General features: G+C 65.1%; 17 protein-coding genes. 13 read left to right on the forward strand and 4 right to left on the reverse strand.

Translation table 11 applies throughout. The annotated features are described in order from the left end of the window. Positions 1-9: 9 nt before the first annotated feature. On the reverse strand, positions 10-1,554 hold the full coding sequence (locus CI805_RS15145) for a UxaA family hydrolase (RefSeq protein WP_260929762.1): 1,545 nt from the start codon (positions 1,552-1,554) through the stop codon (positions 10-12). A 79-nt stretch (positions 1,555-1,633) separates the two neighbouring features. Between CI805_RS15145 and uxaC the strand changes: the two genes are divergently transcribed. Both uxaC and CI805_RS15155 read left to right on the forward strand, forming a co-directional pair. Then, complete coding sequence (gene uxaC, locus CI805_RS15150; protein WP_260928936.1) at positions 1,634-3,076, forward strand: glucuronate isomerase; 1,443 nt, start codon at positions 1,634-1,636, stop codon at positions 3,074-3,076. Continuing rightward, positions 3,076-4,494 (forward strand): mannitol dehydrogenase family protein, encoded by a 1,419-nt coding sequence (locus tag CI805_RS15155; protein WP_260928937.1) that lies wholly within the window; start codon positions 3,076-3,078, stop codon positions 4,492-4,494. The genes uxaC and CI805_RS15155 overlap by 1 nt, the downstream gene beginning before the upstream one ends. Here CI805_RS15155 and CI805_RS15160 read toward each other — a convergent pair. Continuing rightward, positions 4,491-5,513, reverse strand: coding sequence for a LacI family DNA-binding transcriptional regulator (locus CI805_RS15160; RefSeq protein ID WP_260928938.1), 1,023 nt, complete (start codon positions 5,511-5,513; stop codon positions 4,491-4,493). The genes CI805_RS15155 and CI805_RS15160 overlap by 4 nt on opposite strands. Before the next feature lie 135 nt (positions 5,514-5,648). Here CI805_RS15160 and CI805_RS15165 point away from each other — a divergent pair, with 135 nt between their 5' ends. From CI805_RS15165 to CI805_RS15180, 4 genes are all read left to right on the forward strand, one after another. Beyond that, entirely contained in the window at positions 5,649-5,966 is a 318-nt protein-coding gene (locus tag CI805_RS15165) for a hypothetical protein (RefSeq protein WP_260928939.1), read from the forward strand. Beyond that, on the forward strand, positions 5,963-7,243 hold the full coding sequence (locus CI805_RS15170) for an MFS transporter (protein WP_260928941.1): 1,281 nt from the start codon (positions 5,963-5,965) through the stop codon (positions 7,241-7,243). Before CI805_RS15165 ends, CI805_RS15170 begins: the two co-directional genes overlap by 4 nt. A 291-nt stretch (positions 7,244-7,534) precedes the next feature. After that, a complete protein-coding gene (locus tag CI805_RS15175; RefSeq protein WP_260928942.1) occupies positions 7,535-10,027 on the forward strand; it encodes a sulfite reductase flavoprotein subunit alpha in 2,493 nt (830 codons plus the stop codon). A gap of 57 nt (positions 10,028-10,084) precedes the next feature. After that, entirely contained in the window at positions 10,085-12,220 is a 2,136-nt protein-coding gene (locus CI805_RS15180; RefSeq protein ID WP_260928944.1) for a TonB-dependent siderophore receptor, read from the forward strand. 30 nt (positions 12,221-12,250) lie between these two features. On the opposite strand, the gene CI805_RS15185 is transcribed toward CI805_RS15180, so the two are convergent. Together CI805_RS15185 and CI805_RS15190 are read right to left on the reverse strand one after the other, a co-directional pair. Next, a complete protein-coding gene (locus CI805_RS15185) occupies positions 12,251-13,747 on the reverse strand; it encodes a sensor histidine kinase (protein WP_260928946.1) in 1,497 nt (498 codons plus the stop codon). Further along, positions 13,744-14,409 carry a response regulator transcription factor gene (locus tag CI805_RS15190; protein WP_260928948.1) on the reverse strand — a complete coding sequence of 222 codons (666 nt, stop codon included), beginning with the start codon at positions 14,407-14,409 and terminating at the stop codon, positions 13,744-13,746. The genes CI805_RS15185 and CI805_RS15190 overlap by 4 nt, the downstream gene beginning before the upstream one ends. 114 nt (positions 14,410-14,523) lie before the next feature. Here CI805_RS15190 and CI805_RS15195 point away from each other — a divergent pair, with 114 nt between their 5' ends. The 7 genes from CI805_RS15195 to CI805_RS15225 all read left to right on the forward strand — a co-directional run bounded on the left by CI805_RS15195 (position 14,524) and on the right by CI805_RS15225 (position 24,696). Further along, entirely contained in the window at positions 14,524-15,630 is a 1,107-nt protein-coding gene (locus CI805_RS15195) for an ABC transporter substrate-binding protein (protein WP_260928950.1), read from the forward strand. Beyond that, positions 15,627-17,132: an OprO/OprP family phosphate-selective porin gene (locus CI805_RS15200; protein ID WP_260928952.1), complete on the forward strand. Its 1,506-nt coding sequence runs from the start codon at positions 15,627-15,629 to the stop codon at positions 17,130-17,132. The genes CI805_RS15195 and CI805_RS15200 overlap by 4 nt, the downstream gene beginning before the upstream one ends. 39 nt (positions 17,133-17,171) lie before the next feature. Further along, positions 17,172-18,473: a CitMHS family transporter gene (locus CI805_RS15205; RefSeq protein WP_260928953.1), complete on the forward strand. Its 1,302-nt coding sequence runs from the start codon at positions 17,172-17,174 to the stop codon at positions 18,471-18,473. A 62-nt stretch (positions 18,474-18,535) separates the two neighbouring features. Then, a complete protein-coding gene (locus tag CI805_RS15210; RefSeq protein WP_260928955.1) occupies positions 18,536-19,612 on the forward strand; it encodes a biotin carboxylase in 1,077 nt (358 codons plus the stop codon). Then, on the forward strand, positions 19,609-20,262 hold the full coding sequence (locus tag CI805_RS15215; RefSeq protein WP_260928957.1) for a YjbE family putative metal transport protein: 654 nt from the start codon (positions 19,609-19,611) through the stop codon (positions 20,260-20,262). The genes CI805_RS15210 and CI805_RS15215 overlap by 4 nt, the downstream gene beginning before the upstream one ends. A gap of 179 nt (positions 20,263-20,441) precedes the next feature. Then, a complete protein-coding gene (locus CI805_RS15220; RefSeq protein WP_260928958.1) occupies positions 20,442-21,476 on the forward strand; it encodes a N(4)-(beta-N-acetylglucosaminyl)-L-asparaginase in 1,035 nt (344 codons plus the stop codon). Between the two features lie 193 nt (positions 21,477-21,669). Further along, positions 21,670-24,696, forward strand: a complete 3,027-nt coding sequence (locus tag CI805_RS15225; protein ID WP_260928960.1) for a TonB-dependent receptor domain-containing protein — start codon at positions 21,670-21,672, stop codon at positions 24,694-24,696. Positions 24,697-24,751: the final 55 nt, after the last annotated feature.

The following is a 24,751-nucleotide window of genomic DNA, read 5'->3' on the forward strand; positions in this document are numbered from 1 at the left end:
AGCGCTGACTTACAAGGTCACGCCGCGCTTCCAGATGCCGATGGCGCGCTCGTCGTTGGCCTCGTTGCGGGCGGGTTCGCCGCTGGCGATGGCGAGAATCCGCGCCAGCAGCGCCTCGGCGGCCTTGTCCATGCCTGCGGTGAGCACCCGCGAGGCGTCGAAGTCGATCCACCCCGGCTTGTGTGCGGCGAGCGCGGCGTTCGAGGCGATCTTCATCGTCGGCACCGGACTGCCGAGCGGCGTACCGCGCCCGGTCGAGAACAGCGTGACCGTTGCCCCTGCCGCTGCCAGCGCGGTGGTGGAAACCGCGTCGTTACCCGGCGCTTCGAGCACGACAAGACCCGGCGTCAGCGGCGCTGTGATCCGCGCGCCGTAGTCGAGTACCTCGACCACCGGCGCGAGGCCACCCTTCTGCACCGCGCCGAGCGATTTCTCCTCCAGCGTGGTGATGCCGCCTGCGATATTGCCGGGACTGGGGTTTTCCGAAACCGGCTCGCCATGGTCGATGAAGTAGCGCTTGAAGCGGTTGACCAGCCTGGCGAGGCTGTCGAACACCTCGCGGCTGGTGGCGCGCTCCATCAGCAGGGTTTCGGCGCCGAAGATCTCCGGAATTTCGGTCAGGATCGCGGTGCCGCCCGCCTGTGTCACGGCATCGGCCATCAGCCCGATCAGCGGATTGGCGGTCAGCCCGCTCATCGCGTCCGAGCCGCCGCATTTGACGCCGAGGCGCAGGGCTGAAAGCGGCGCAGGTGCGCGGTGGTCCTGCGCCATGACCTCCAGCAGTTCGGCCAGCAGCGTCTCCCCCGCGGCGAACTCGTCGGCTTCGGACTGCGCACGCAGCACGCGCAGGCGGTCGCGGCGCTCGGACGGAATGCGCGTTAGCAGCGCGTCGAGTTGGTTCGATTCGCAGCCCAGCCCCAGCAGCAGCACGCCGCCCGCGTTGGGGTTCATCGCCAGCGCCGCGAGGATCGCGGCGGTCCCGTCGAGATCCGCACCGAGCTGCGAGCAGCCGAACGGATGGTTGAAGGCGTGAACGCCATCGATCTGCGGCATGCCTGCGCAGAGCAGGTTGCCCCGCGCGGCAAGGCGTTCACCCAGACGCCCGACGCAGCCGACGGTCGGGAGAATCCACACCTCGTTGCGCGTGCCCACGCTGCCATCGGCGCGGTGGTATCCCGCAAAGCCGGACGTGGGGTCGGAAGAGGGCGAGAGGGGCGCGGCGGAAGCGGTGAAGACGTACCCCTGCTCGCCGCGAAGGGCCGTTGCCAGATTGTGCGAATGGACATGCTCGCCCGCCGCGATGGGGCGAGTGGCGGTGCCGATCGGGGCGCGGTAGCGATGGACCGCTTCCCCCGGCTCGATGGCACGCACGGCGAACTTGTGCCCGGCGGGGATATCGTCGCGCAGGATCAGGCTTGTGTCGCTGCAGGTCGTTCGCTGCCCCTTCTCAAGGGGTTTCAGCGCGACCGCCACATCGTCGCTTTCGGCAATGCGCAAGGCCTCGGGAATCGTGGCGGGAGAGGGTGCGCAAGGGAGTGGCGGAGAGGTGGTCATGGTTTCACGCATATGGCGGATTTACGCCATTGCCAGCGTTGGCACAAGCGGCTAGTCGAGGGGCGACAGGAGAAACCCGATGCCCCGCCTCACGCTTCATCCCGACCGTCTGTTCCCCGCCGATCCGACCACACGGGCGATCGCGCGCGAACTCTATGCCGACATTGCCGACCTGCCGATCGTCAGCCCGCACGGGCACACCGATCCAGCGTGGTTTGCCGGGAACGAGGCATGGTCGAACGCGACCGAACTGTTGCTCGCGCCGGACCACTACCTGTTCAGAATGCTCTATTCCCAAGGGGTTGCGCTGGATGCTCTGGCGGTGCCGCGCCGAGGTGGTGTGCTGCCGGACACCGATCCTCGCGAGGCGTGGCGCACGTTCGCCAGCCACTGGCACCTGTTCGCCGGAACACCGTCGAGCATGTGGCTCAACCACGTGTTCGCACATGTGTTCGGGATCGAGATCACGCTCGATGCTGGGACGGCGGATCACTATTACGACCTGATCGGGGAGGCGCTGAAAACGCCGCAATTCCGGCCTCGCGCGCTGTTCGAGCGGTTCAATATCGAACTGCTGGCGACCACCGAAGGTGCGGATGACGACCTTGCGCATCACAAGGCGATCCGCGCTTCGGGCTGGCGCGGAAACGTCGTTACCACCTATCGCCCGGACTCGGTGATCGACCCGGAGCATGAGGAATTCGCCAGCGCGCTCAAGCGTTTCGGCGAACTCTCGGGCGAGGATGTGTTGAGCTGGAAGGGCTATCTCGCCGCCCACCGCCGTCGCCGCGCCGATTTTCGCGCGATGGGCGCGACGGCGACGGATCATGGTTTCCTCACCCCTCGCACCGCCAATCTCTCGACGGCCGAGTGTGAGGCATTGTTCGGAAAAGTCGTATCCGGCCAGTCGGATGCAGGCGAGGCAGAGCTGTTCCGCGCGCAGATGCTCACCGAAATGGCGCGCATGAGTCTGGAGGATGGCATGACCATGCAGATCCACCCCGGTTCGTGCCGCAACCACAACGCGCAGCTTTACGCCAGCCATGGCCGCGACAAGGGCGCCGACATTCCGCAGGCGACCGAATATGTCGAGGCGCTGCGCCCGATGCTCGATCTGTTCGGCAACGAGCCGGACCTGACCGTGATCCTCTTCACGCTCGACGAGACGACGTACTCGCGCGAACTGGCGCCGCTGGCCGGGCACTATCCGGCGTTGCGCCTCGGGCCATCGTGGTGGTTCCATGACAGCCCCGAAGGCATGCGCCGCTTCCGCGAGATGACCACGGAAACCGCCGGTTTCCATAATACCGTGGGCTTCAACGACGATACGCGCGCGTTCCTCTCGATCCCGGCGCGGCACGATGTTGCGCGGCGGATCGACTGCGGTTTCCTTGCGCGTCTGGTTGCCGAGCATCGCATGGAAGACTGGCAGGCCGCTGAACTTGCGCGGGAACTGACGGTAGGGCTGGTGCGCAAGGCCTATGGCCTGAAGGCGCCGCAGCCGGAAATGGTCGGCGCCTGATGCGCCTGTCGCAAGGAGCCCTGTCTGCCCTGCCCGCAGGCGTGGCAAAGCCGGGTTACGACCGCGCAGGAATGCGCGCCGGCGTCGTCCACTTCGGCCCCGGCGCGTTTCACCGTGCGCATCAGGCGGCGGCCTTCGACACGCTGCTGGGTCATGATCCGCGCTGGGGCATAACCGGCGTCAGCCTGCATTCGCGCGGTGTCGCCGATGGGCTCAATCCACAAGGCGGGCTTTACACGCTGGCGCTGCTCGATGCCGTGACGGACTATCGCGTTATCGGCAGCATCGGGCAGGTTCTGACCGGGGACCAGACTGCGGCGATCCTGGCTGCGCTGGCGGATCCGCAGACCCGGATTATCTCGGCTACCGTGACCGAAAAGGGCTATTGCCTTGACGCGGGCGGTGCTCTGGATATCCGGAATGCCGCGATCTTGGCCGACATCGATGCCGCCCGAAACGCTCCCGTGTGGCAGCCTTCCTCTTTCCCCGGCTGGGTGGTGCGAGCGCTTCAGGCGCGGCGCCATTCCGGTGCAGGCCCGATAACGGTACTGTCGTGCGACAATCTCACCGATAATGGCCGAAAGCTGGAAGGCGCCGTGCGTTCGCTTGCTGAAGCAGTCGATCCGGAACTGGCGCAGGCATTGCCGGAATTGGCCAGCTTTCCCAATGCGATGGTCGATTCGATCACACCGGCGACCGACGATGCCCTGCGCGCGCAGGTTATGGCAGCAACCGGCCTGGAGGACGCCTGGCCGATCCAGCGTGAGCGCTTCTCGCAGTGGGTGATCGAGGATCGCTTCGTTACAGAGCGCCCCGAACTTGAATGCGCGGGCGTTACGTTTGCAGCGGACGTCCGCCCGTTCGAACAGGCCAAGTTACGGTTGCTCAACGGCGCGCATTCTTCGCTTGCCTACATCGGGCTGGGACGGGGCCACGAAACCGTCGCTGATGCGATGGCCGATGCCGAACTGGCGAGCTTTGTCGAGCGCCTGATGCGTGAGGACATCGCACCTACGGTGTCGCCGCCGCCCGGACTGGACCTTGGGCACTATATCACGGATGTTCTGGCGCGCTTCGCCAATCCGGCGATCCGTCACCTGCTCTCGCAGATCGCCTGGGATGGATCGCAAAAATTGCCCTATCGTCTGCTCGGGACGGTGCGCGATACGCTTTCGGCGGGGCGCAGTGTCGAGCGGTTGGTACTGCCGGTTGCCGCATGGGTGCGATTTGTGGACCGGGCGGCGCGTGAGGGTCGTTCGCTCGTCGATCCGTTGGCCGATACATTGTTGGCGCGGGCCGGCGATTGGCGGGCGATGCTGGCGCTGACGGAAGTGTTCGGCGATCTTGGCGCCGATAGCCGCTTCACGAATGCCGTCGAGCATGGCCTGGAAGTGCTGGAAAGGGGAAGCCTTTCCTAACCCGTCCAGCGCGCGCAGGATTCGCCGGGATCGAGCGTCAGCGCGGGAATGATGGCCGGTTCGCTGTCGATACCGTCGATGCGATCGAGCAGGCGCCGTGCCGCTTCGCTGGCGATCCGGTCGAACGGGCGGATCACGGTGGCAAGGGCCGGGCTCACCATGCTGGCCAGCAGGCTTCCGTCGAAGCCGGCCACGGACAGGTCGCGCGGCACGGCAATGCCATGCTGTGCTGCGTATTTCAGAACGCCTGCTGCCATGACATCGTTGGCGGCGAAGATGGCGCTGGGGGGCTCGTCGGAGGACAGAAGTATCTCTGCGCCGACGATGCCTGAGGCAAACCCGTAGTCCCCCGGCGACTGCGTAACCGTAATTCCCGCGCCTTGGGCGCCCGACAGGAAGCCCTGGCGACGCTGCATGGCTGAGGCTGTCTCTACCGGACCGTTGATCAAACCCAGATGGCGATGTCCCAGTGCGATCAGGTGGCGGGCGACCATTGCGGCAGCTTCCCGTTCGTCGCTGAGAATGACTTCGCCATAATGGGGCAGCGGCACCGAGGATACCGCTATGGCGGGTAAGCCATTCCTGGCGAGAACTTGCGCCAATGGTTCCAGGCCGGAGACGGGCGGCATCACGATGAGCCCATCGACGCGCGAGCGCTGGAGGAACGACAGCACGTCCACGGCGGCGTCTTGCGGGTCGAGCGGGCATGGGTGCACGACCAGTTCGTAGCCGCGTGCGCTGGCATGGTTGACGATCCCGCGCTGTACGGCGTCAAGCACCAGCGCATTACGATCGTTATGAACCAGCCCGATCAGGAACGAGCGCCCCATGGCGAGCGCCCGGCCACGCGGGGAGGGGCGAAAGTCGAGCCGCGCAATGGCGGCCTCGATCCGCTCACGCGTGGCCGCGTTGACCTTCGGAGACTTGTTGAGCACGCGCGAGACGGTGCGGATCGAGACACCGGCCTCGCTGGCAACGTGTTCGATGGTCGGACCGGAGGCGGTAATGGGGCGTGCCATGCAGGCGTGGTAACGCAGATGCAGGGGCGATCAAGCCGAAAGCCTTGACCGGAAGGCTCAATTGTCGGCCGTGGCCGGGGTGGTTTGTGGATCGCGTTGCGCGCGTGCTCCTGTCTTGGTGGTGACCTACCAGAAATGGACTGGGCCCGGCTGGCGGATGAGATCGCGAACATCCACGGGTTCGAGATTGCCGAACAGCTAGGAGTATCGACCAGTCGTTATCGGGATGCCTGTATGCGGCGGCGCTTGGAGTATTTGGGTGGCGGCCTGAATCTGCCACGCCAAGCCCCCCGTTTTGCCGATGGCTTTAGCATAAGCGAGGACACTTTTATTGTCGATAAAGGAGGATGGAAAGGACGGATGCTCAGGACATATCGATCCAAATTTCCTATCGATGGATCGTATTTCATATATTGGACTATTGTCTGCGTTGCGTCCATGGGCGAGGCATGACGCTGGAGACAACTGGATCAGAGCCTGACGAGATGCCTGCGGGTGTTGCAGGGATCATGCTGCGGGCCGAGGGCGAGGTGCTGGGGAGCGCCTACGAAGGCATCGAGAGTGGTACGCGCGACTATCGCCGAGCGGGCATTGCGCTGTTCCTCGCCGGTTTCGCAACCTTTTCGCTGCTTTACTGCGTGCAGCCGCTGCTGCCCGAGTTCACGAGAGACTACCACGTCAGCCCCGCAACAAGTTCGCTGGCGCTTTCGCTGACGACAGGTGCGCTCGCGCTCGCGATTTTCGCCAGTGGTGCCGTCTCGCAGTTGTTGCCGCGCCGTCCTCTCATGTTCGGATCGATGGCGCTGGCGGCGCTGTGCAATCTGGCTGCTGCTGCGGCACCGACGTGGACGCTGCTGCTGCTGGCGCGTTTGTTCGAAGGGGTGGCGCTCGGCGGTGTTCCCGCCGTGGCCATGGCCTATCTGGGTGAAGAGATGCACGCCCGAGATCTGGGCAAGGCCATGGGGCGCTATGTCGGGGGTACGGCTTTTGGCGGCATGATGGGGCGTGTCGGCATGGGGCTGTTGACCGAGTTTACCTCATGGCAGGTTGCGATGGCAGCCTTGGGTGGCCTGGGCATACTTGCTGCGGTGGGTTTTGCGATGCTGTTGCCGCCGTCGCGACGTTTTGCCGTTCAGAAGAGCTTCGAGCCTGCCTATCACGCGCGCGCCTGGGGTGGGCATCTGAACCACCGATACCTGCCGCGGCTGTTTGGTGTCGGTTTCGTTCTCACCAGCGTGTTCGTCGTGGTTTTCAACTACGCTGGTTTTCGCTTGTCGGCGCCGCCCTACAGCCTCGGTGCGACGGCGATCAGTCTGATTTTCCTGAGCTATGTCTCCGGCATCTTCGTTTCGCCATGGGCGGGGCAACTGGCAGATCGCTGGGGGCGCCGCTGGCCATTGGCCGGGGCGCTCGCGTTGATGGCGCTTGGATCGCTGGTGACGCTGGGCGCTTCGCTGGCGTTGATCGCGCTGGGCATTCTGCTTGTGACGATAGGGTTCTTCGCTGCCCATGCCGTTGCCAGTTCATGGGTTGGGCGCCTGGGCGGCAAGGCCAAGAGCCATGCGACATCGCTGTATCTCCTGGCCTATTATCTCGGTTCGAGCGTGACCGGTTCGATTGGCGGGTGGGTTTGGCAGCACGGAGCCTGGCCAGGTGTGGTGGCCTTGACCACGGCACTGGCGGGGGGTGGCGTCGCGCTGGCGATATCGATCCGTAGCGAAGGAGCTTGATAGACACGCGGCTGGTGATTGGCTGCCAAAGGCAAGACGGCGAACCCTCGACACCGGCGAGCGCGCCTTGCGGCCACCGATGTAAGACCGTGCAAGTTCGCTGAACCCAGTATCTGAAATCTTCGATACAGTACGTTACAGGATTGCTAACGCGAATGGATTTCATTAGCACGCGTTTCCGGAAGGGGCCGGGAATGCGGCGCGAGGCCAAACGGCACGCGTGATTCCCTCAAGTGTTCCGGTCGAACGTCGGCCGGAACGGCGGGGAGCGTATACGTCGTGCTGCGAAGAGTGCTGTTTCAGATTCACTGGTTTCTGGGAATTACCGCCGGATTGATCCTGGCGGTGATGGGCGTGACCGGTGCGCTCTTGAGCTTCGAGGACGAGATCATGGCGCGGTTGAGCCCTGGGATCGTCGTGCTGGCGCCCGACGGCCTTGCTCCGCAGGCGCCGGAGAAAGTCTTCGAGCAGATCGCTGGGCAGCGGCCTGGGGCAGCGATCCAGCGTCTGACCGTTGAAAGCGATCCGAAGCTGGCATGGCAGGTGCGGCTGGCGCCTGCGGACAGGAAACAGGGGCGCGGCGAGCGCTCCTTCGTCGATCCGCGCGACGGTCGCCTGCTGGGCCAGCCCAATGGTGCCGCGTTTTTCGAGACTGTCGAAAATCTCCATCGCTGGCTGGCGATGCCCGGTGGCCCGCGTGGCGCCGGACGGCAGCTGACGGGTATTTCCGCCCTCGCGCTGTTCTTCTTTGCGCTGTCCGGCCTCTATCTGCGCTGGCCGAAGAAGCCGCTCGACTGGCGGGCATGGCTGGTGCTCGACTGGCGCAAGAGCGGGCGCAATCTCTGGCGCGAACTGCACGCGGTGATCGGTGGCTGGGTGGCGCTGGCCTATCTGCTGAGCGCGATGACCGGCCTGTGGTGGTCTTACGACTGGTATCGCAATGCCGCGCAAGTGGTGCTGACCGGATCGGCGCAGTCGGAAGGCGGTGAAGGGCGCGGAAAGGGCAAGCCGCCTGTCGTCTCGCTGGCGCAAGCGTGGCCTTCGTTTACGCGGGTGATGGATGGCCGCTGGGCGTCTGTCACGATCTTCATGCCCGATCACGGCAGCAAGGCGCGCTTCCGCGCGACACCGCCGGATGCCCGCTTCGAGCGGATGACCGATGACGTGAAGATCGATCTTGCGACCGGGCGGGTGCTCGATGTCGATCCTTACGCGAAGCGCTCGCTGGGCAAGGTGATCGCAGGATCGATGCTCGATGTGCACCGCGGCGCGATCTTCGGACTGGCGGGGCGCATCGTGATCCTGCTGACCAGCCTGACGATGCCGTTGTTCACGATCACCGGACTGCTGCTCTATTTCGCGCGGCGCCGCCGCAAGCGGGCGCTTGGCCTGGCCGCAGAGGCGGCCCCTGCCGTGGCGGGGCATGGGTCGGACATACTGGTGGCCTATGCCAGCCAGACCGGATCGGCCGAGCGCCTTGCACGCCAGACAGCCTCTGCGCTCGGCGGCGCACGGGTGCTCCCGCTGGCCGAAGTCGACGCCGCAACCATGTCGCAGGCGCGGCGAGCCCTCTTCGTGGTGAGCACTTACGGCGAAGGCGAAGCGCCCGATCGTGCCCGCCGTTTCGCGCGCGAGGCGATGGCGACAGCGCCCGAGGCCGCAAATCTCGACTATGCCGTTCTGGCGCTGGGCGATCGCGAATATCCGCAGTTCTGCGCCTTCGGGCACGAAGTCGACCGCTGGCTCCATTCCGGCGGTGGTCGTAGGCTGTTCGATACGATCGAGGTCGATGGCGAGGACGCCAATGCCGAGCGTCTGTGGCAGCAGGAACTGGCGGCGCTGGGGGCAGACACGATGGCGGCGGACTTCGCGCCCGCAGCCTATGCGCCGTGGCGGCTGGTTTCGCGCGTTCGCCTCAATGAAGGCAGCGCGGGCGGGCCGGTGTACCATGTCCGGCTGGAGCCGCTCGATGGGACCGCGCACGATTGGCAGGCGGGCGATATCGCAGAAGTGCGGCCCGGCAACGATCCGAACGCAGTCGAGGCTTTTCTGGCCGCATCCGACTTCGATGGTGAAGAGCGCGTCGAGGGGCGTTCCCTGCACGATCACCTGATGCGCTCGGTGCTTCCCGAGTGGGCAGGCGGCACCCCGGAAGTGATCGTGGCAGACCTGCGCCTGCTCCCCCATCGTGAATATTCCATCGCCTCGATCCCTGCCGATGGCGGCATCGAACTCGTGATCCGTCAGGTTGCCCGAGAGGATGGCACTCTGGGCCTGGGGTCCGGCTGGCTGACGCATCATGCACGGATGGGCGAGACGATTGCGCTGCGTCTCCATGCCAACCCCGGTTTTCGCGCGGGGGATGCCAAGGGACCGCTTGTGCTGATCGGCAACGGCACAGGTATCGCCGGTCTTCGCGGACATCTGCGACAGGCGGCGGCGCAAGGGCAGACCGGTCACTGGCTTCTGCTGGGCGAACGCAATCGTGCGCATGATGCGCTGTTCGACGACGAACTGGCCGCGTGGCTGGCGGATGGCACCCTGTCTCGCCTCGACCGGGCATGGTCGCGCGATGGAGGCGCCGGGGCTCGATATGTGCAGGATCTGATCCCGCCCGCCGCCGATTTGCTGCGCGAGGTCGCCGAAGGCGGCGGCTCGATCCTCGTCTGCGGCAGCCTGCTTGGCATGGCGCCGGCGGTCGACGCTGCGCTGCGCGAAGTGCTGGGCGATGCGCAACTCGAAGCGATGGCCGAGCGCGGCCGGTATCTCCGCGACATCTACTGATCCGTTTTTCTTTTTTCACTTTTCTCACTGCGACAACACCGAAGGAGCAACCAAACCATGGTTCCCCTGCGCATTCTTGCGCCTCTGCCCTTGCTGGCACTGGCAAGTTCCCTGACGGCAGGCCCCGCATTTGCGGCAGACGAAAACGCTGCCGGCGCCACTGCCGATGATACCGATCCGGCCGAGGCGATCGTCGTCACGGCGCGTGCGCAGACCCTCTACCGGGTGCGTGATACCGATGTCGGCAAGATCCCGGCCAACCCGCTCGACATTCCGCAGTCGGTGCAGGTCATCAATTCGGAGATGATGCAGGATCAGGGTGCACGCGACATCACCGATCTTTATCGCGATGTGCCGGGCGTCAGCGCCAACAACTACGCCACCGTCACCTATCGCGGTTTTTCGCAGGACGTGACGTTCTATGACGGCTTGCGCGGCGATCCGTTCCAGACGTTTTCGGTGCCGCAACTCTTCACGATCGACCGGGTGGAGTTCCTGAAGGGCCCCGCGGGCATGCTCTATGGCGCCGGGTCTCCGGGCGGTACGATCAATTACGTGACCAAGAAGCCGCAGGATACGTTCGCGGCGAACGTGCGCGCGATCCTGGGCGGACGCAGCCGCTACGGTGGCTCTGTCGATGTCACCGGCCCGCTCGACAAGGACGGTATCCTGACCGGGCGGATCGGCGGATTCTACGAGGACTATGACAGCTACCGCGATCACGCGAGCAGCCGCACCCTGATCGGCGATGCCGGGCTCTCGGCCAAGCTCGCTCCGGATACCAAGCTGACCGTGCAGGTGACGGACTACGATCAGAACTTGCCCGGCAACCGCCTGCGCGGCATTCCCGTGGACGCCAACGGCAATTTCCTGACGTACCGCAGCTGGAATCACAACGATCCCGACGATTTCATCCGCTACAACGGGCTGGTCACGCAGGCGCGGTTGGACAGCAAGCTGTCGGACGCGATCTCGTTCAATCTGGCGGGGCGCTGGTTCCGCTATAACGAGCATCAGGAATATCACGAGCCGGTAGCGCTCAAGGATACCGATGGCGATGGTGTCTACGATACGGTGACGCGCGAATACCGCGATCAGCACCGCCATGTGGAAGGCCTGTCGTTCGGGGCGAACATGGTGGGCAAATTCACGACCGGGCCGTTCAGCCACACCGTGCTGGTGGGTGCGGACTGGTATCGCGAGCTGTCCACCGGCACCAATTACGCGACGCGCAACGTGCCCGCGCTGTCGCTGATCGACCCGGATTACAGAGATTCCACCAAGCCCGATCTTTCCGGCGTGACGCCTTCGCTCACCGACTCGAAAGCGCTTCGCCGTGGCGTCTATGCGCAGGAGCAGCTGGGCATCGGTGAACATGTCATCCTTGTCGGCGGCGTGCGGCGCGACTGGTTCGACGATAACGACTATATCGAAGGCGAAAGCGCCAGCGAGGCGGCCACGACCTGGCGCGCGGGCGCGATCTACAAGCCGCGCCACGACCTCTCGCTCTACGTCAGCTGGTCTCAGGCCTTCGAGCCGCAGGATGTGGCCGATCAGTCATCGGCGGCAGGCGGCCCGTTCAAGCCGGAAAGCGGCAGCCAGTGGGAAGTCGGCGCCAAGAGCGATCTGTTCGACGGCAAGGTGCAGGCGACGCTTGCCGCCTATCGCATCGTGCGGCGCAATGTGTTGCAGGTGGACGTCTCGCAGGACTCCGTGAACGGCGTGGACCAGTTGGCGCCTGTCGGCGAAGTCACCAGCAAAGGTATCGAGGCGACCCTGACGACCGACCTTACGAAGAACTGGGTGTTCAGCGTCAATTACGCCTACAACGACACGCGGATCACCGGGACGGTGGAAGGCCAGTCGATCGACAATTCGGTGGGCGATCGCTTCCCGAATACCCCGCACCATCAGGCCGGGTTCTGGACGCGCTATCAGGTGGCGCCGATCGACACCGCCTTTGCCTTAGGCGGGCAGTACGTTTCCAACCAGCTCGACCGCTCGGGCGACAGGCTGAAGCCTTTCACGGTGTTCGATGCGACGATATCACACGATTTCAAGGTTTTCGAGGCGATGTTCCGGATCGAGAACATCTTCGACAAGTACTATGCCACATCGGGCTTCACCGGGCCGAAGGGCGCCTACATCGGCAATGCGCGCAGCTGGTTCATCGAACTGAGGCGCAAGTTCTGACGTTAGAGCGGTTGATCCGGCTGGGTCGGATCAACCGCTCCAAGTTTTGGTATGCCGCATTTTCCGAGTCATCAGGTGATTCCACCTGATGACTCGGAAAATGCTCTGGGCAGAACGAGCCGGGGCATGGCGCGGAAACGTGACCGTGACGCGCAGCCCCGGCTCGGCATCCTCCAGCGAGACGCTGGCGCCGAGCCGTTCTGCAGCGGCCTTGACGATGGCCAGGCCCAGCCCCGAGCCTTCCGGCCCGCCTGCCCCCTGAAGCCGGGCGAAGCGCGAGAACGCCTGTTCGCGCAGCGACGCCGGAATACCGGGGCCGGTATCGATGACGCTGAGGCGGACGGCGTCAGGTGAGGCCGTGATCGCGATCACGGCCTCGCCGCCGCGATGGTTATAGCGGATTGCATTGTCGACAAGGTTGGTCAGCATCTCGAACGCCATCGTGCGGTGCCCGTCGACGAAAACCGGGGCATCGCCTGCGCAGTCGAGCCGAAGTTCGACATCCGCCTCGATCGCCTGTCGGATGCGACGCGAGATCACCACGCGCGCCAGTTCGCGCACGTCCAGCTTCTCGAACGGCGGCTGGGTTCCGGCCTCGTCGGCGCGGGCAAGGGCGAGCAACTGGGTCAGCAGCCGCTCCAGTCGGTCGCTGGCCTCTTCGATCTCGCGCAGGGCTTCGCTCGATCCGCGCCGGGCAAGGGCGACCTGCACCTTGAGCACCGAGAGCGGCGTGCGCATCTGGTGCGAGGCGTCGGCGGTGAAGCGCCGCGTCGCGCTGGTCGCATCGTCGAGACGGCCCAGAAGGCGGTCGAACGACAGCGCCAGCGGCCGCAGTTCGGCAGGCAGCGGGCCGGTCTGGAGCGGGGAAAGGTCCGGCGCGGCGCGGGTGTCGCGCGCCTCGACCACGCGGCGCAGTTCGGAAAGCGGGCGCAGGCTCCAGCCAAGGGCAGGGCGGATCAGCAGCAGCACCATGCCGACCAGCACCAGTTCGCCGATCAGCAGCGCGGTCATCAACTGGTTACGCTGGGCGCGCCTGTGGTCGAGCGTTTCGGCAACCTGCACCACGACAGGCGCCGTGATGCGCGGCAGGTCGCGGCGGGTCTCGGCAATGCGGATTTCCTGACCGCGATAGGACGCGAAGCGGAAATGCGGCTCGTCCACGGTAAGGCTGGCAAGCTGGGGAGGGGGCAGGTCGGCGTAGCCGGTGAGAAGACGGTCGCCTACGGCGATGCGGTAGTAGACGTTGTCGCGCTCGGCGTTCTCCAGCATGCCGAAGGCCGCCGGTGGTAGGTCCAGCGTGACCTCGCCATCTTCCACCTGCACCGTTTCCGCTATCGCACCCAGAGCGCCGCCCAGCACGCGGTCGCTGGAACTGCGCACGACGCCGGAAACCAGCCCCCATCCGACCAGACCCAGTACCAGCGCGGGGATCAGAACCGGCCCCAGCATCGCGATCAGCAGGCGATGGCGAAGCGCAATGGCCCCATTGCGCGGGTGGGCGACGGGTTCCGGCGCCGGGCGGGTCATGAACGGTCCAGCATGTAGCCTACGCCGCGCACGGTGCGGATCACCGGGCCGTCCGCGCCCAGCTTGCCGCGCAGGCGAGTGACATTGACCTCCAGCGCGTTCGAGCCAACCGGTTCGTCGAACCCGAAGACTTCGGCCTGCAAGGTCTCGCGCGGGACGATCTGACCGGCGCGGGTCGCCAGCGCCTCCAGCACCGCCCATTCGCGGCGCCTGAGGTCCACCGCGCGGCCCGCCACTTCCACGCGGCCCGTGGAGCGGTGGATCGTCATGGCACCGATCCGCATTTCCGGCGCCGCATCACCGCCGCGCCGTCGGCTGAGGGCGCGCACGCGGGCTTCCAGTTCCTCTACCTCGAAGGGCTTGCGCAGATAATCGTCGGCGCCAAGGTCCAGCCCGCGGACCCGGTCGTCGAGGCCATCGCGCGCGGTCAGCATCATGACCTGCGCCTGATCGCCCCGCGCGCGAAGGCGGGCGAGGACCTCGAAGCCGTCGATATCGGGCAGGCCGACGTCGAGGATCACCAGTGAAAACGGCTCTGTCGCCAGCACCGAAAGCGCCTCCTCGCCGCAGTCCACGTGATCCACGGCGTGCCCTGCGGCATGCAGAAGCGACACGATTCCGCGTGCCAGCGCCGCATCGTCCTCAACGATCAGAATGCGCATGCTGCACTCCATGTTGCGGCCCGATGGCCGTGAAAGGTGCGTGAAAGGTTGAATCGGTAGGCCATCCCCCGTGCTTATCCGACAACAGAGACGGAAAGCGAGAGGAGTCGGAAAATGCGTTTCCCCATGACTGTTCTGGCGCTGGGCGCTGTGCTGGCAACGCCGGCATCGGCGCAACACGGCCCCGGCGAAAGCGCTGTCTCGCAGCGGCCCGCAGGCTATCCCAGGTCCTATGACCGGCTGATTTCGCAGGCAAAAGCGGAGGGCGCCGTGCGGATCTACGCCAATGCAGACCGCGCCGAACTGGTGCCGGTCGTCGTCGCGTTTAAGCGGGCCTATCCGGGGGTGAAAGTGTTCTACGCGGACCTTGGTTCGACCGAGATGTTCCGCCGCTACACCTCCGAAGTGCGCGCGCATCACTATTCGGCGGATCTCGTCTGGTCCTCGGCGATGGACCTGCAGGTCAAGCTGATCAACGACGGGTACGCCCAGCAGTACGCCAGCCCCGAAAAGCCCGCGCTGCCCGAAACGGCGGTGTGGAAGAACATGGGCTTTGGTGTCACCGCCGAGCCGATCGGGTTCGTCTACAACAAGCGGCTGGTTCCTGCCGCAGAAGTGCCGCAGGACCACCACGGTCTGGAAGAACTGCTGCGCCGCCACCGCGCGGACTTTGCGGGCAAGGTCGCGACGTTCGATCCGGTGCGCTCGAACACCGGCTATCTCTATCTTTCGCAGGATTACCAGATCACGCGCGACACGCGCAGTCTGGTGCAGGCGATTGCGGCTACGCGCCCGATGCTTGCCACAAACACCGGGCCGATGCTCGATGGAGTCGCCTCGGGCAAGCTGGCGGTGGCGTACAACGTCATCGGTTCCTACGCGCTGGAGCGCGCGCGCCGTCAGCCGCAGATCGGCGTGGTGTTCCCGCGCGACTACACGATCCTGACCTCGCGCATCGCCTTCATCTCGCGCGAGGCCAGCCATCCCGCTGCCGCGCGGCTGTTTCTGGATTTCCTGCTGTCGCACAAGGGCCAGTCCCTGCTGGCGCAGCACAGCCTCTGGCCGGTGCGCACCGATGTGCCGTCGCGCCGCCTTCCCGCAGGCCAGACGCGCGTCATCCGCGTTGGTCCGCAGCTTCTCGTCAATCTCGATCGCCTGACCCGCCAGCGCTTCCTCAGCGCGTGGACGGCGACGCTCCAGTCCGAAAGTGCTCCCCGATGAAATCGCTGTTCAAGAGCGGCTGTGCCATTGCCGCCGTTATCGCTGCCACGCCCGCACTCGCCGCCGAGCCAAGCCGGGATGACCTCGCCGAACTCGTGCGCGAGCAGGCCGCCGAAATCGCCGCGCTGCGCCAGCGCGTGGAAAAGCTGGAGGCCGGGGCTGCGCCGTCGGGCGGAGGAAATGCACCTGCACCGCAACTGGCCGCGCAGGCAGGCTCGGCGCCGCCTCCCGTGGTCGTGCCGCCGCCGCAGATCGTCGTCGCGCCTTATGCGCCGCAGCTGGTGCCGCCGGGGCCGGCCTCGCGCGATGTGGAGCGTGCGAAGGCTGCGGCTGTCGCCGTGGAGGCCGCAGGCGGCACGACCGAATGGGGCGCAGGCCTGCCCGTGTTCCATTCCGCCGACGGGCAGTTCACCTTCAAGCCGCGTGGCCGCATCCTGACCGACATCTCCACGACAATGGGATCGAAGGACAAGGGCCGCAACATCACCACCACGGGCATGCGCGCGCTGCGCCTTGGCCTTGAGGGTAGTGTCGGCACGCACTTCTTCTACCAGTTCGAGACCGATTTTTCGGAAAATCAGGTCGATATCGTCACCGCCTTCCTCGGCTGGCGCAACCGGATTTCGCCGGGGATCGAGTACGATGTGCGCGCAGGCCACCTGTTCAACGATCGCAGTTTCGAAGGTTCGACCGGCTCGGACTCGACGCCGTTCCTTGAGCGCACCGTGGTCGCCACGGCGATCATTCCGCAGCGCGCGTTCTACGGCGTGGGCATCATGCCGCGCGTGTTCTGGAAGAGCGGCCACGCCTCGCTGACCGTCACCGGCGATCGTATCGACGGCGACCAGTCGACCTCGGACAACCGCACGGTGCTGGGCCGCGTCCACTGGAATCCGATCAAGTCGAAGAATGCCGTGCTGCACCTTGGCCTGTGGGGCTTCGATGAAATGCTGCACCCCGGCAAGAACACGCTGACGCGCAACACGGTGATCGGCGGACGCTTCAACGGCGCGCTGCGCCTCTCCACCGGCACGCTGGAAGGCGGCACCGGAACGACCGGCTATGGCGCCGAACTGGGCGGCTATGTCGGCCCGGTCTGGGTCATGGGCGAGGCGGGCGAGCGTCATGCGCGGCTCGACAACGGTCGCCCTGATTTCATCAGCAAGGCCTGGAGCGTCTCGGGAGGCTGGTTCATCACCGGTGATCTGCCGCCGTACAACCCGCGCCTTGGCAGCTTCGGCCAGCCCAAGGTGCTGAGCCCCGTGTTCGAGGGCGGCACCGGCGCGATTGAGCTGACCGCGCGTTACGAAAGTCTCGAGTTCGAGAACATCGCCACGCCCGCACAGGGCTGGGCGGCGACGCTGGGCGTCAACTGGTATCTCAACAGCTTCACCCGTTTCCAGGTCAACGCGATCCACTGGAACACGGACAATATGGCCGGTGCCTACACCGGTCAGGACTCCGGCCAGACGCTTTCTGCGCGCGTCGGCGTTACCTTCTAAGCCTTTCTCATAAAAGAATAAAGAAACGGGACCGGACCGATGAACCTTGCCCTGATAGGCTTCCTGATGGTGGCCACTTTCATGACGCTGATCATGACCAAGCGGATGACCCCGCTGGTCGCGTTGACCGTCGTGCCCACTGCCTTCGCGCTTGTCGCCGGGTTCCATGCGGGGCTTGGCGACATGATGATCGAGGGTCTGACCAAGCTGGCGCCCACCGGCGTCATGCTGCTGTTCGCGATCCTGTTCTTCTCGACGATGACCGACACCGGGCTGTTCGACCCGCTGGTGGGCAAGCTGATCCGGCTGGTCCACGGCGATCCCATGCGCATCCTGATCGGATCGGTGGTGCTGTGCGCGCTGGTCAGCCTCGATGGCGACGGGTCGACCACCTACATCATCACGATGGCGGCCATGCTGCCGCTCTACAAGCGCTATGGCATGAACCGCCTGTACCTTGTCTGCCTGCTGATGGTGACGAGCGGGGTGATGAACCTGACGCCCTGGGGTGGCCCGACCGCCCGCGCCGCCAGTGCCTTGAAGCTTGATCCCGCCGCGCTGTTCCTGCCGCTGATCCCCGGCATGATCGCGGGACTGGCCTTCCTGATCGGCCTGGCCATCCACTTCGGCCGCAAGGAGCGTCGTCGCCTTGGCAAGGTGGAGGCGGTTAGCGAACTGGCGCAGAGCGATCTGGCCGTATCGCAGTATCCCGAGGCACGCCGCCCGCGCCTGTTCTGGTTCAACGCGGTGTTGGTGATCGCGCTGCTGGTGCTGCTGGTCTGGGGCGTCCTGCCGCTGCCGATCCTGATGATGCTGGCCTTCGCGGTCGCCATGATCGCCAACTATCCCGACACCAAGGCGCAGAAGGAACGCATCGCCGCGCATGCCGGCAACGTGCTCTCGGTCGTCTCGCTGATCTTTGCGGCGGGCATCTTCACCGGCATCCTGTCGGGCACAGGCATGGTCGAGGCGATGAGCCAGCAGGTGGTGGCATTCATCCCGCCGTTCCTGGGGCCGTACATGGCGCCGATCACCGCAGCGCTCAGCCTGCCGGGCACGTTCTTCATCTCCAACGACGCGTTCTACTTCGGCATGCTGCCCATTCTGGCGCAGGCCGGGGCACACTATGGCGTCGAACCGATGGCGATCGCCCGCGCATCGCTGATGGGGCAGCCGGTCCACCTGCTCAGCCCGCTGGTGCCCTCAACCTACCTGCTGGTCAGCCTTGCCGGGGTGGACCTTGCCGACCACCAGCGCTTCACCCTGATCCCGGCGGCGCTGTGCTGTCTGGTGATGACGGTAGTGGGCATGCTGGTCCTTGCCTTCCCCTTCGTGGGGTGACGGACAGGGGGGAAGACGCTACCCGGACGCCTGTCCCCCGTCCTGCCAAGGAGCACCAGAGCATGACCGCACCCGATCCGCTGACCCAGAAGATCGCGCTGCTCTATCAGGCGATCGAGCCGCCGGTGATCGACGGCCAGCGCAAGGAAGCCAAGCCTGGCGGCTATTCGGATAGCGGTGCGGATATCGGCTTCGCGCTGGCATCTGTAGGATGCACGCTGGTGACGCCGGTCGCGAACCCGGACGTGACGCAAGTGTTCGACTGGGTCTGGCCCGATACGCAAGCGGGTATCGACGCGGCGCTGGCGGCAGGGGCGACATTGCTCTGGGCCAATACCGTGGTGTTCGCCGGGCACCCGATCGCGCGCGCTGCGGATCGTGCGTGGGTGGTCAGCGCCGACCCGGAAAGCATGCAGGAGGTCGACGACAAGGCTGCCACGAACGCGCGTCTGCGCGCGGCCGGGCTTCCGGTCGCGGCCTCATGGCTGGTCGAGGGCGATGCTCCCGATCTTTCTGTGCAACTCGCGGGACATGCCGATCAACTGCCGCTGGTCGTGAAGCCGCTGCGGGGGCGGGGAAGTCAGGGTGTCAGCATTGCACGCGATGCCGGGGCTCTGACCGCTCAGGTTCGCGCACTGGCGCAGAGCAGGCGGTTCGGCAGCACGATCATGCTCGAACAGTTTCTGCCGGGGCAGGAAATCACGATCACCGTCATGCCTGCCGCCGCGCGGGAAGGTGCTGGGTCTCCGTTCGCGCTGCCACCGGTGTTGCGCTTCGACCAGCATGACGACGTGGCGCCGTACAACGGCGACGTTCCGGTCAGTGCGAACAGCCGGGCGATGACGCCGGAGCAGTGTGCCGATCCTGCGGTTGTGGCGGTGACGCAAGCCTGCGAGGCCGCTGCGGCGATGCTGGACATTCGCACGCCGATGCGGATCGATTGCCGGGCCGACGCCGCAGGGCGCTACTGGCTTTTCGACGTCAATATCAAGCCGAACCTCACCGGTGCCGGGCGTCCCGGTCGTGAGGATCAGGACAGTCTTTCGACCATTGCCGCCGCAGCCTGCGGCTGGCGTTATGCAGACCTGCTCGTCGCGACCTTGCGCGGCGCGTGGACCAACAGGGACCAAGTTTCATGATCGACCTGTGGCAGCACATCGTTGCCGATTTCTCCAACATCGGCTCGCCCTCCGAACTCACCGCCTTCGGGCAGGTGGTGCTGATCGACGTGATGCTGGCGGCGGACAACGCCATCGTCGTCGGCGCACTGGCGGCCGGACTTCCCGCCGCGATCCGCCGCAAGGTGATCCTCGTCGGCATCATCGCGGCACTGGTTCTGCGTGTGATCTTCGCACTGGCGGTCACGCAGATCCTGCAGATCGTCGGGCTGGTCTTCGCCGGTGGTCTGCTCCTGTTGTGGGTGGCCTGGAAGATGTGGCGTGAACTGCACGAGGCAGAGGATGGCAACGAGAGCGATGATGTCGCTCCCGCCAAGGCACCTCGTACGTTCGCTTCCGCCGCCTGGGCGGTCGCCATCGCTGACCTCAGCATGAGCATCGACAACGTGCTTGCCGTGGCAGGGGCAGCGCGCGAGCATCCGGGCATTCTGGCTGTCGGCCTGATTCTCTCGGTAGCGCTGATGGGAGCCGCTGCGAACGTGCTAGCCAAGGTCATCGAACGATACCGCTGGCTGACCTATGTGGGCCTTCTGGTTATCCTCTATGTTGCCGGCAAGATGATCTGGGAGGGGCTTGTCGACCCCGCTCGCGGAATTCTTTCCCTGTTTTGAGGGACTTCGCCCGGCGCGTGTCGCCGGGCGACACACGATTGCAATAAAGAAAACCAAATTTGCTAATTGGTATTGCAATAACCCGACCAATATGACACGTTTGTTGCGTCGCAAGGATCGGCATGCCCTGGGGAGGGACTGCTGGCGATAGCGTTAACAGGGTCATTGAGGGGGATTTGATGGGGACTTCCCGGCGTACCGCGTTGCAGATGGGGATTGGCGCAGCCGTTGCGGCAGGCGTCGCTTCGCGTGCCAGCGCGTCGACCACGACGTCGCCCGATTCGCCAGCCCTCATTGTGTCCACCTGGGATTTCGGCGCGGCGGCCAACGCCGCCGCTTTCGCCAAGCTGCAGAACGGCGGCTCGCTTCTGGATGCGGTCGAGGCCGGTGCGCAGGTCCCCGAAGCAGACGTTTCCAATCACTCGGTCGGCCTTGGCGGCTATCCTGATCGCGACGGCCACGTCACGCTGGACGCCATCATCATGCACGGAGACGGGCGCGTCGGTGCCGTCGCCGCGCTCGAAGGCTTCGTCCACGCGATCTCGGTCGCGCGCAGGGTCATGGAAAAGACCCCGCACACGTTCCTTGTCGGCGAAGGTGCCCGCCAGTTCGCGCTGGAGCAGGGCTTTGCCGAGCAGAACCTGCTGACGCCCGAAGCCGAGAAGGCGTGGCGCGAATGGCTCAAGACCGCGCAATATCAGCCGGTCGCCAATATCGAGAACATGAAGGCGGATGACCTCAAGGGGCGTCCCGGCCATCGCGGTTCGTCGCTGGATCACGACACCATCGGCCTGCTGGCCTGCGATCCCGGCGGGCAACTGGCGGGATCGTGCACCACGTCTGGCATGGCGTTCAAGCTGCGCGGGCGCGTGGGCGATTCGCCGCAGGCGGGTTGTGGCCTGTTCGTCGAAGGCGGCGTCGGCGCTTCGGCATCGACCGGCGTGGGTGAAGAAGTCACCCGTATCGCGGGCACTGCGCGCGTGGTCGCCTCCATGCGGGCCGGGATGAGCCCGCAGGACGCCTGCCGCGAAGCGGTCATGCACATCGCCAAGCTGCGCGGCGACGCCGTGCGCGATGCGCAGGTCGGTTTCCTGGCTATCGACACGAAGGGCAACGTCGGCGCCTATGCGCTGCTGCCCGGCTTCACGTATGCGGTGACGGACCGCAGCGGGAAGACGACCATCTATCCGTCGAAGAGTTTGGCCGCCGGATAACCGCAGTGGCCTGATGAAGACCCGTCGCGGGGGCGATGGGTGGGGAAGACCGAATACCGAATCCATGACCGTCCGCACCGTAGCTGTGCGCGGCGAACGAAACGTCATGTCGCACAGGCGCGGCAGGGCTGGGAAGTGCACGTCCGGGCGGGAAGGGCCGCAGGGGCGGGTTGAGCAAGCAAGGGGAATTGCGATGAAGTCGGTGACAAGAGTGCTGCTGAGTACCACCTGCATAACAGGACTGCTGCTGGTGCCCGCGATTGCGCAGGCACAGGATGCTGCCGCCACCACCACGTCCGTTGCGACCGGCAGCGATGACGGCGTGGACACTTCGGAAGGCATCGTCGTCACCGGCAGCCGCATCAACCGCCCGAACTCCACGGCAGCAGCCCCGATCACCTCGGTGACGTCGGATGCGATCCACGCGCAGGCGGCGGTGAACATCGAGGAAGTGCTGAACCGCATGCCGCAGATCGCGCCTGACAGCCAGCAGGGCTATCAGGATTCGGACGGTCGCCAGCGCATCAAGCTGCGTAACCTCGGCTTCGAGCGCACGCTCGTTCTCGTCGATGGCAAGCGTCTTGGCACCATGAACGGCGAAGACGTGGGCATGATCCCCACCGCGCTGATCAAGCAGGTCGACGTGCTGACTGGCGGTGCTTCGGCCGTCTATGGTTCGGACGCCGTGGCCGGTGTCGTCAACTTCATCATGGATGACGATTTCCAGGGTGTTCAGCTCAACGCGAACTACAACTTCTACCTGCACAACAACAAGGCCGGCATCGTTAGCAAGACGGCGGCGGCTTATGGTTTCGACCAGCCTGCCACCGGCATGACCGCAGATGGCGGCCGCGCCGATATCTCGCTGACGGCTGGCACCAAGCTGTTCGACGATCGCCTGCACATTTCGGGTTACGTCGATTACCGCAAGGCGAGCCTTGTGCGCTATTCGCAGCGCGAGACCTCGGGCTGCCAGCTGGCACAGACCGGTGACGGCCCGCTGAGCTGCACCACGTCATCCTACACGCCGCTGGGTTATGTCTCGCCGCTCTCGGGCGCGAATGCGGGCAACACGTACGTCAACAATCCCGATGGCAGCGGCACCTTCCTGCCCTACTCGGACGAATACGCGGCCAACCCGTATGACGGTTATTCGCTGCAGCGCGCCGATCAGCGCGTCAACGCCGGCGGCTTCCTGAAGTACGAAATCTCCGACGCCGCAACGATCTATGCCAACGCGATGTGGTTCCACGACAAGTCGACGAACCCCTACCCCGCGCGCATCTACAGCTACACCGCCTTCGGTTCCGATCCGTATCAGATCAGCTGCAACAATCCGCTGCTCTCGGCCTCGCAGGCGACCACGCTGTGCGGCAGCGCGGCAGGCACCAACACCACCGTACCGACGGAACTGCGCTATCGCCTTGGCAATGTGAGCGACCTTGATGACGTCTACATCAATGACGGTCTGCGCATTTCCGGCGGTGTACGCGGCGATATCGGCCATGGCTGGAGCTACGATGTGGGCGGCGTCTATGCCCACAACAAGAACCAGTATCAGTGGGCCATGCCGAGCTGGACCCGCCTGAACCAGGCGCTCGACGTCGTGCAGAATTCGGATGGCAGCTATGCCTGCGCCTCGGGCGTCAGCGGCTGTCTGCCGCTTGATCCGTTCAACGCCAACTCCTCGCTGAACACGCAGGCCGCGTTCGATTGGGTCGCTGCCGGACAGTACGAGAAGTGGACGACGACCACCTCGCTCTACGATGCGATCGGCACGCTGCAGGGCGACCTCGGAACCTACGGGATCAAGAGCCCCTGGGCGGATGACGGCATCGCTATCGCGGTCAGCGGCGAATATCGCAAGGACACGCTGCAGGGTCGCTACAACGACGTGTGGGTCGAATATAACGGCGGCACCGACAGCAATCTTGCGCAGAGCGTGTGGGAAGGCATGGTCGAGCTGCAGGCACCGGTCATCGAGCACAAGCCGTTCGCAGACCTGCTGCAATTCAACGGCGCCTATCGTGTGTCGAAGTACTCCAGCAACCCCTCGGCGTTCTCGACCTGGAAGTTCGAGGCCGTGTGGTCGCCGATCCACGACATCACCCTGCGCGGCTCGATCAACCGCGCCCAGCGTGCGCCGACCGTGGTCGAACAGAGCCAGGCGAGCAATTCCAGCTATGGCCGCGTGACCACGGCGTTCAGCGATTTCTGCGCCCCGACCGTCACCTACACCACCGGCGCGGATGGCCAGCAGGTTCCCGTCTACGGTGCGCCCGTTGCCTCGGAAGCCGTCTGCGCGGCGACCGGGCTTTCGGCGGACAAATACGGCAGCGCGACGCTGCTGTGCCCGACCGACGTCGGCTGTACGTACAAGAGCGGCGGCTTCACCGTCGATCCCGAAACGGCCTATACCAAGACCATCGGTGTGGTCCTGCGTCCCAGCTTCCTGCCGGGTCTGACCGTTTCGGCCGACCGCTTCATGATCGATCTCAACGATTCGATCGGCTACAACGACTACTCGTACTTCGCGAACGGTTGCCTTGCGACCGCCAGCGATTTCTTCTGCTCGATGTTCGTGCGTAATTCGGACGGTACGCTTTACAGCGATCCGGCCACCAACCCGACCAGCGGCTATATCCGCCAGGGCACCACGAACTACTACAAGAGCAAGTCGCACGGCTGGGATTTCCAGGCCCAGTATGCGCTGCCGCTGGGCCGCGCAGGCAAGCTGGACTTCGACTTCGCCGGGTCGCTCACCACGCTGGCGGGCGGTCAGGATTCGCCGATCCTCGCGAAGTACAACTGCGCTGGTTACTACGGTGGCTCGTGCGGTCAGTTGATCCCGAAGTGGTCGCACACCCTGCGCACCACCTACACGACCGACGACAAGTTCTTCTCGGCTTCGCTCAACTGGCGCTTCATCGGTCCGCTCACCAACGTCACCAACTCGGGCAAGACCAGCCTGGGCTGGAGCGAAGCGACCGAGCGTACCACGTACTACCATATCCCGGCGTACAACTACTTCGACCTGGCGCTGGCCTTCCGCGTCACCGAGAAGTACTCGCTGCGCTTCTCGGTCAACAACCTATTCGACAAGGCGCCGCCGATCGTGCCGAACTCGTACAACTATGCGCTGTCGCGCAACAACACGCTGTCGGCCCGCTATGACTCGCTGGGCCGTCAGGTTGCCGTGAGCACCACCGTCAACTTCTGACGGTTCGTTACCTGATGATACAGGGCCGCTCTTCCTCGGGAAGGGCGGCCCTTTT

Origin of the sequence: Novosphingobium sp. 9, from assembly GCF_025340265.1 — a bacterium.
GTDB lineage: Bacteria > Pseudomonadota > Alphaproteobacteria > Sphingomonadales > Sphingomonadaceae > Novosphingobium.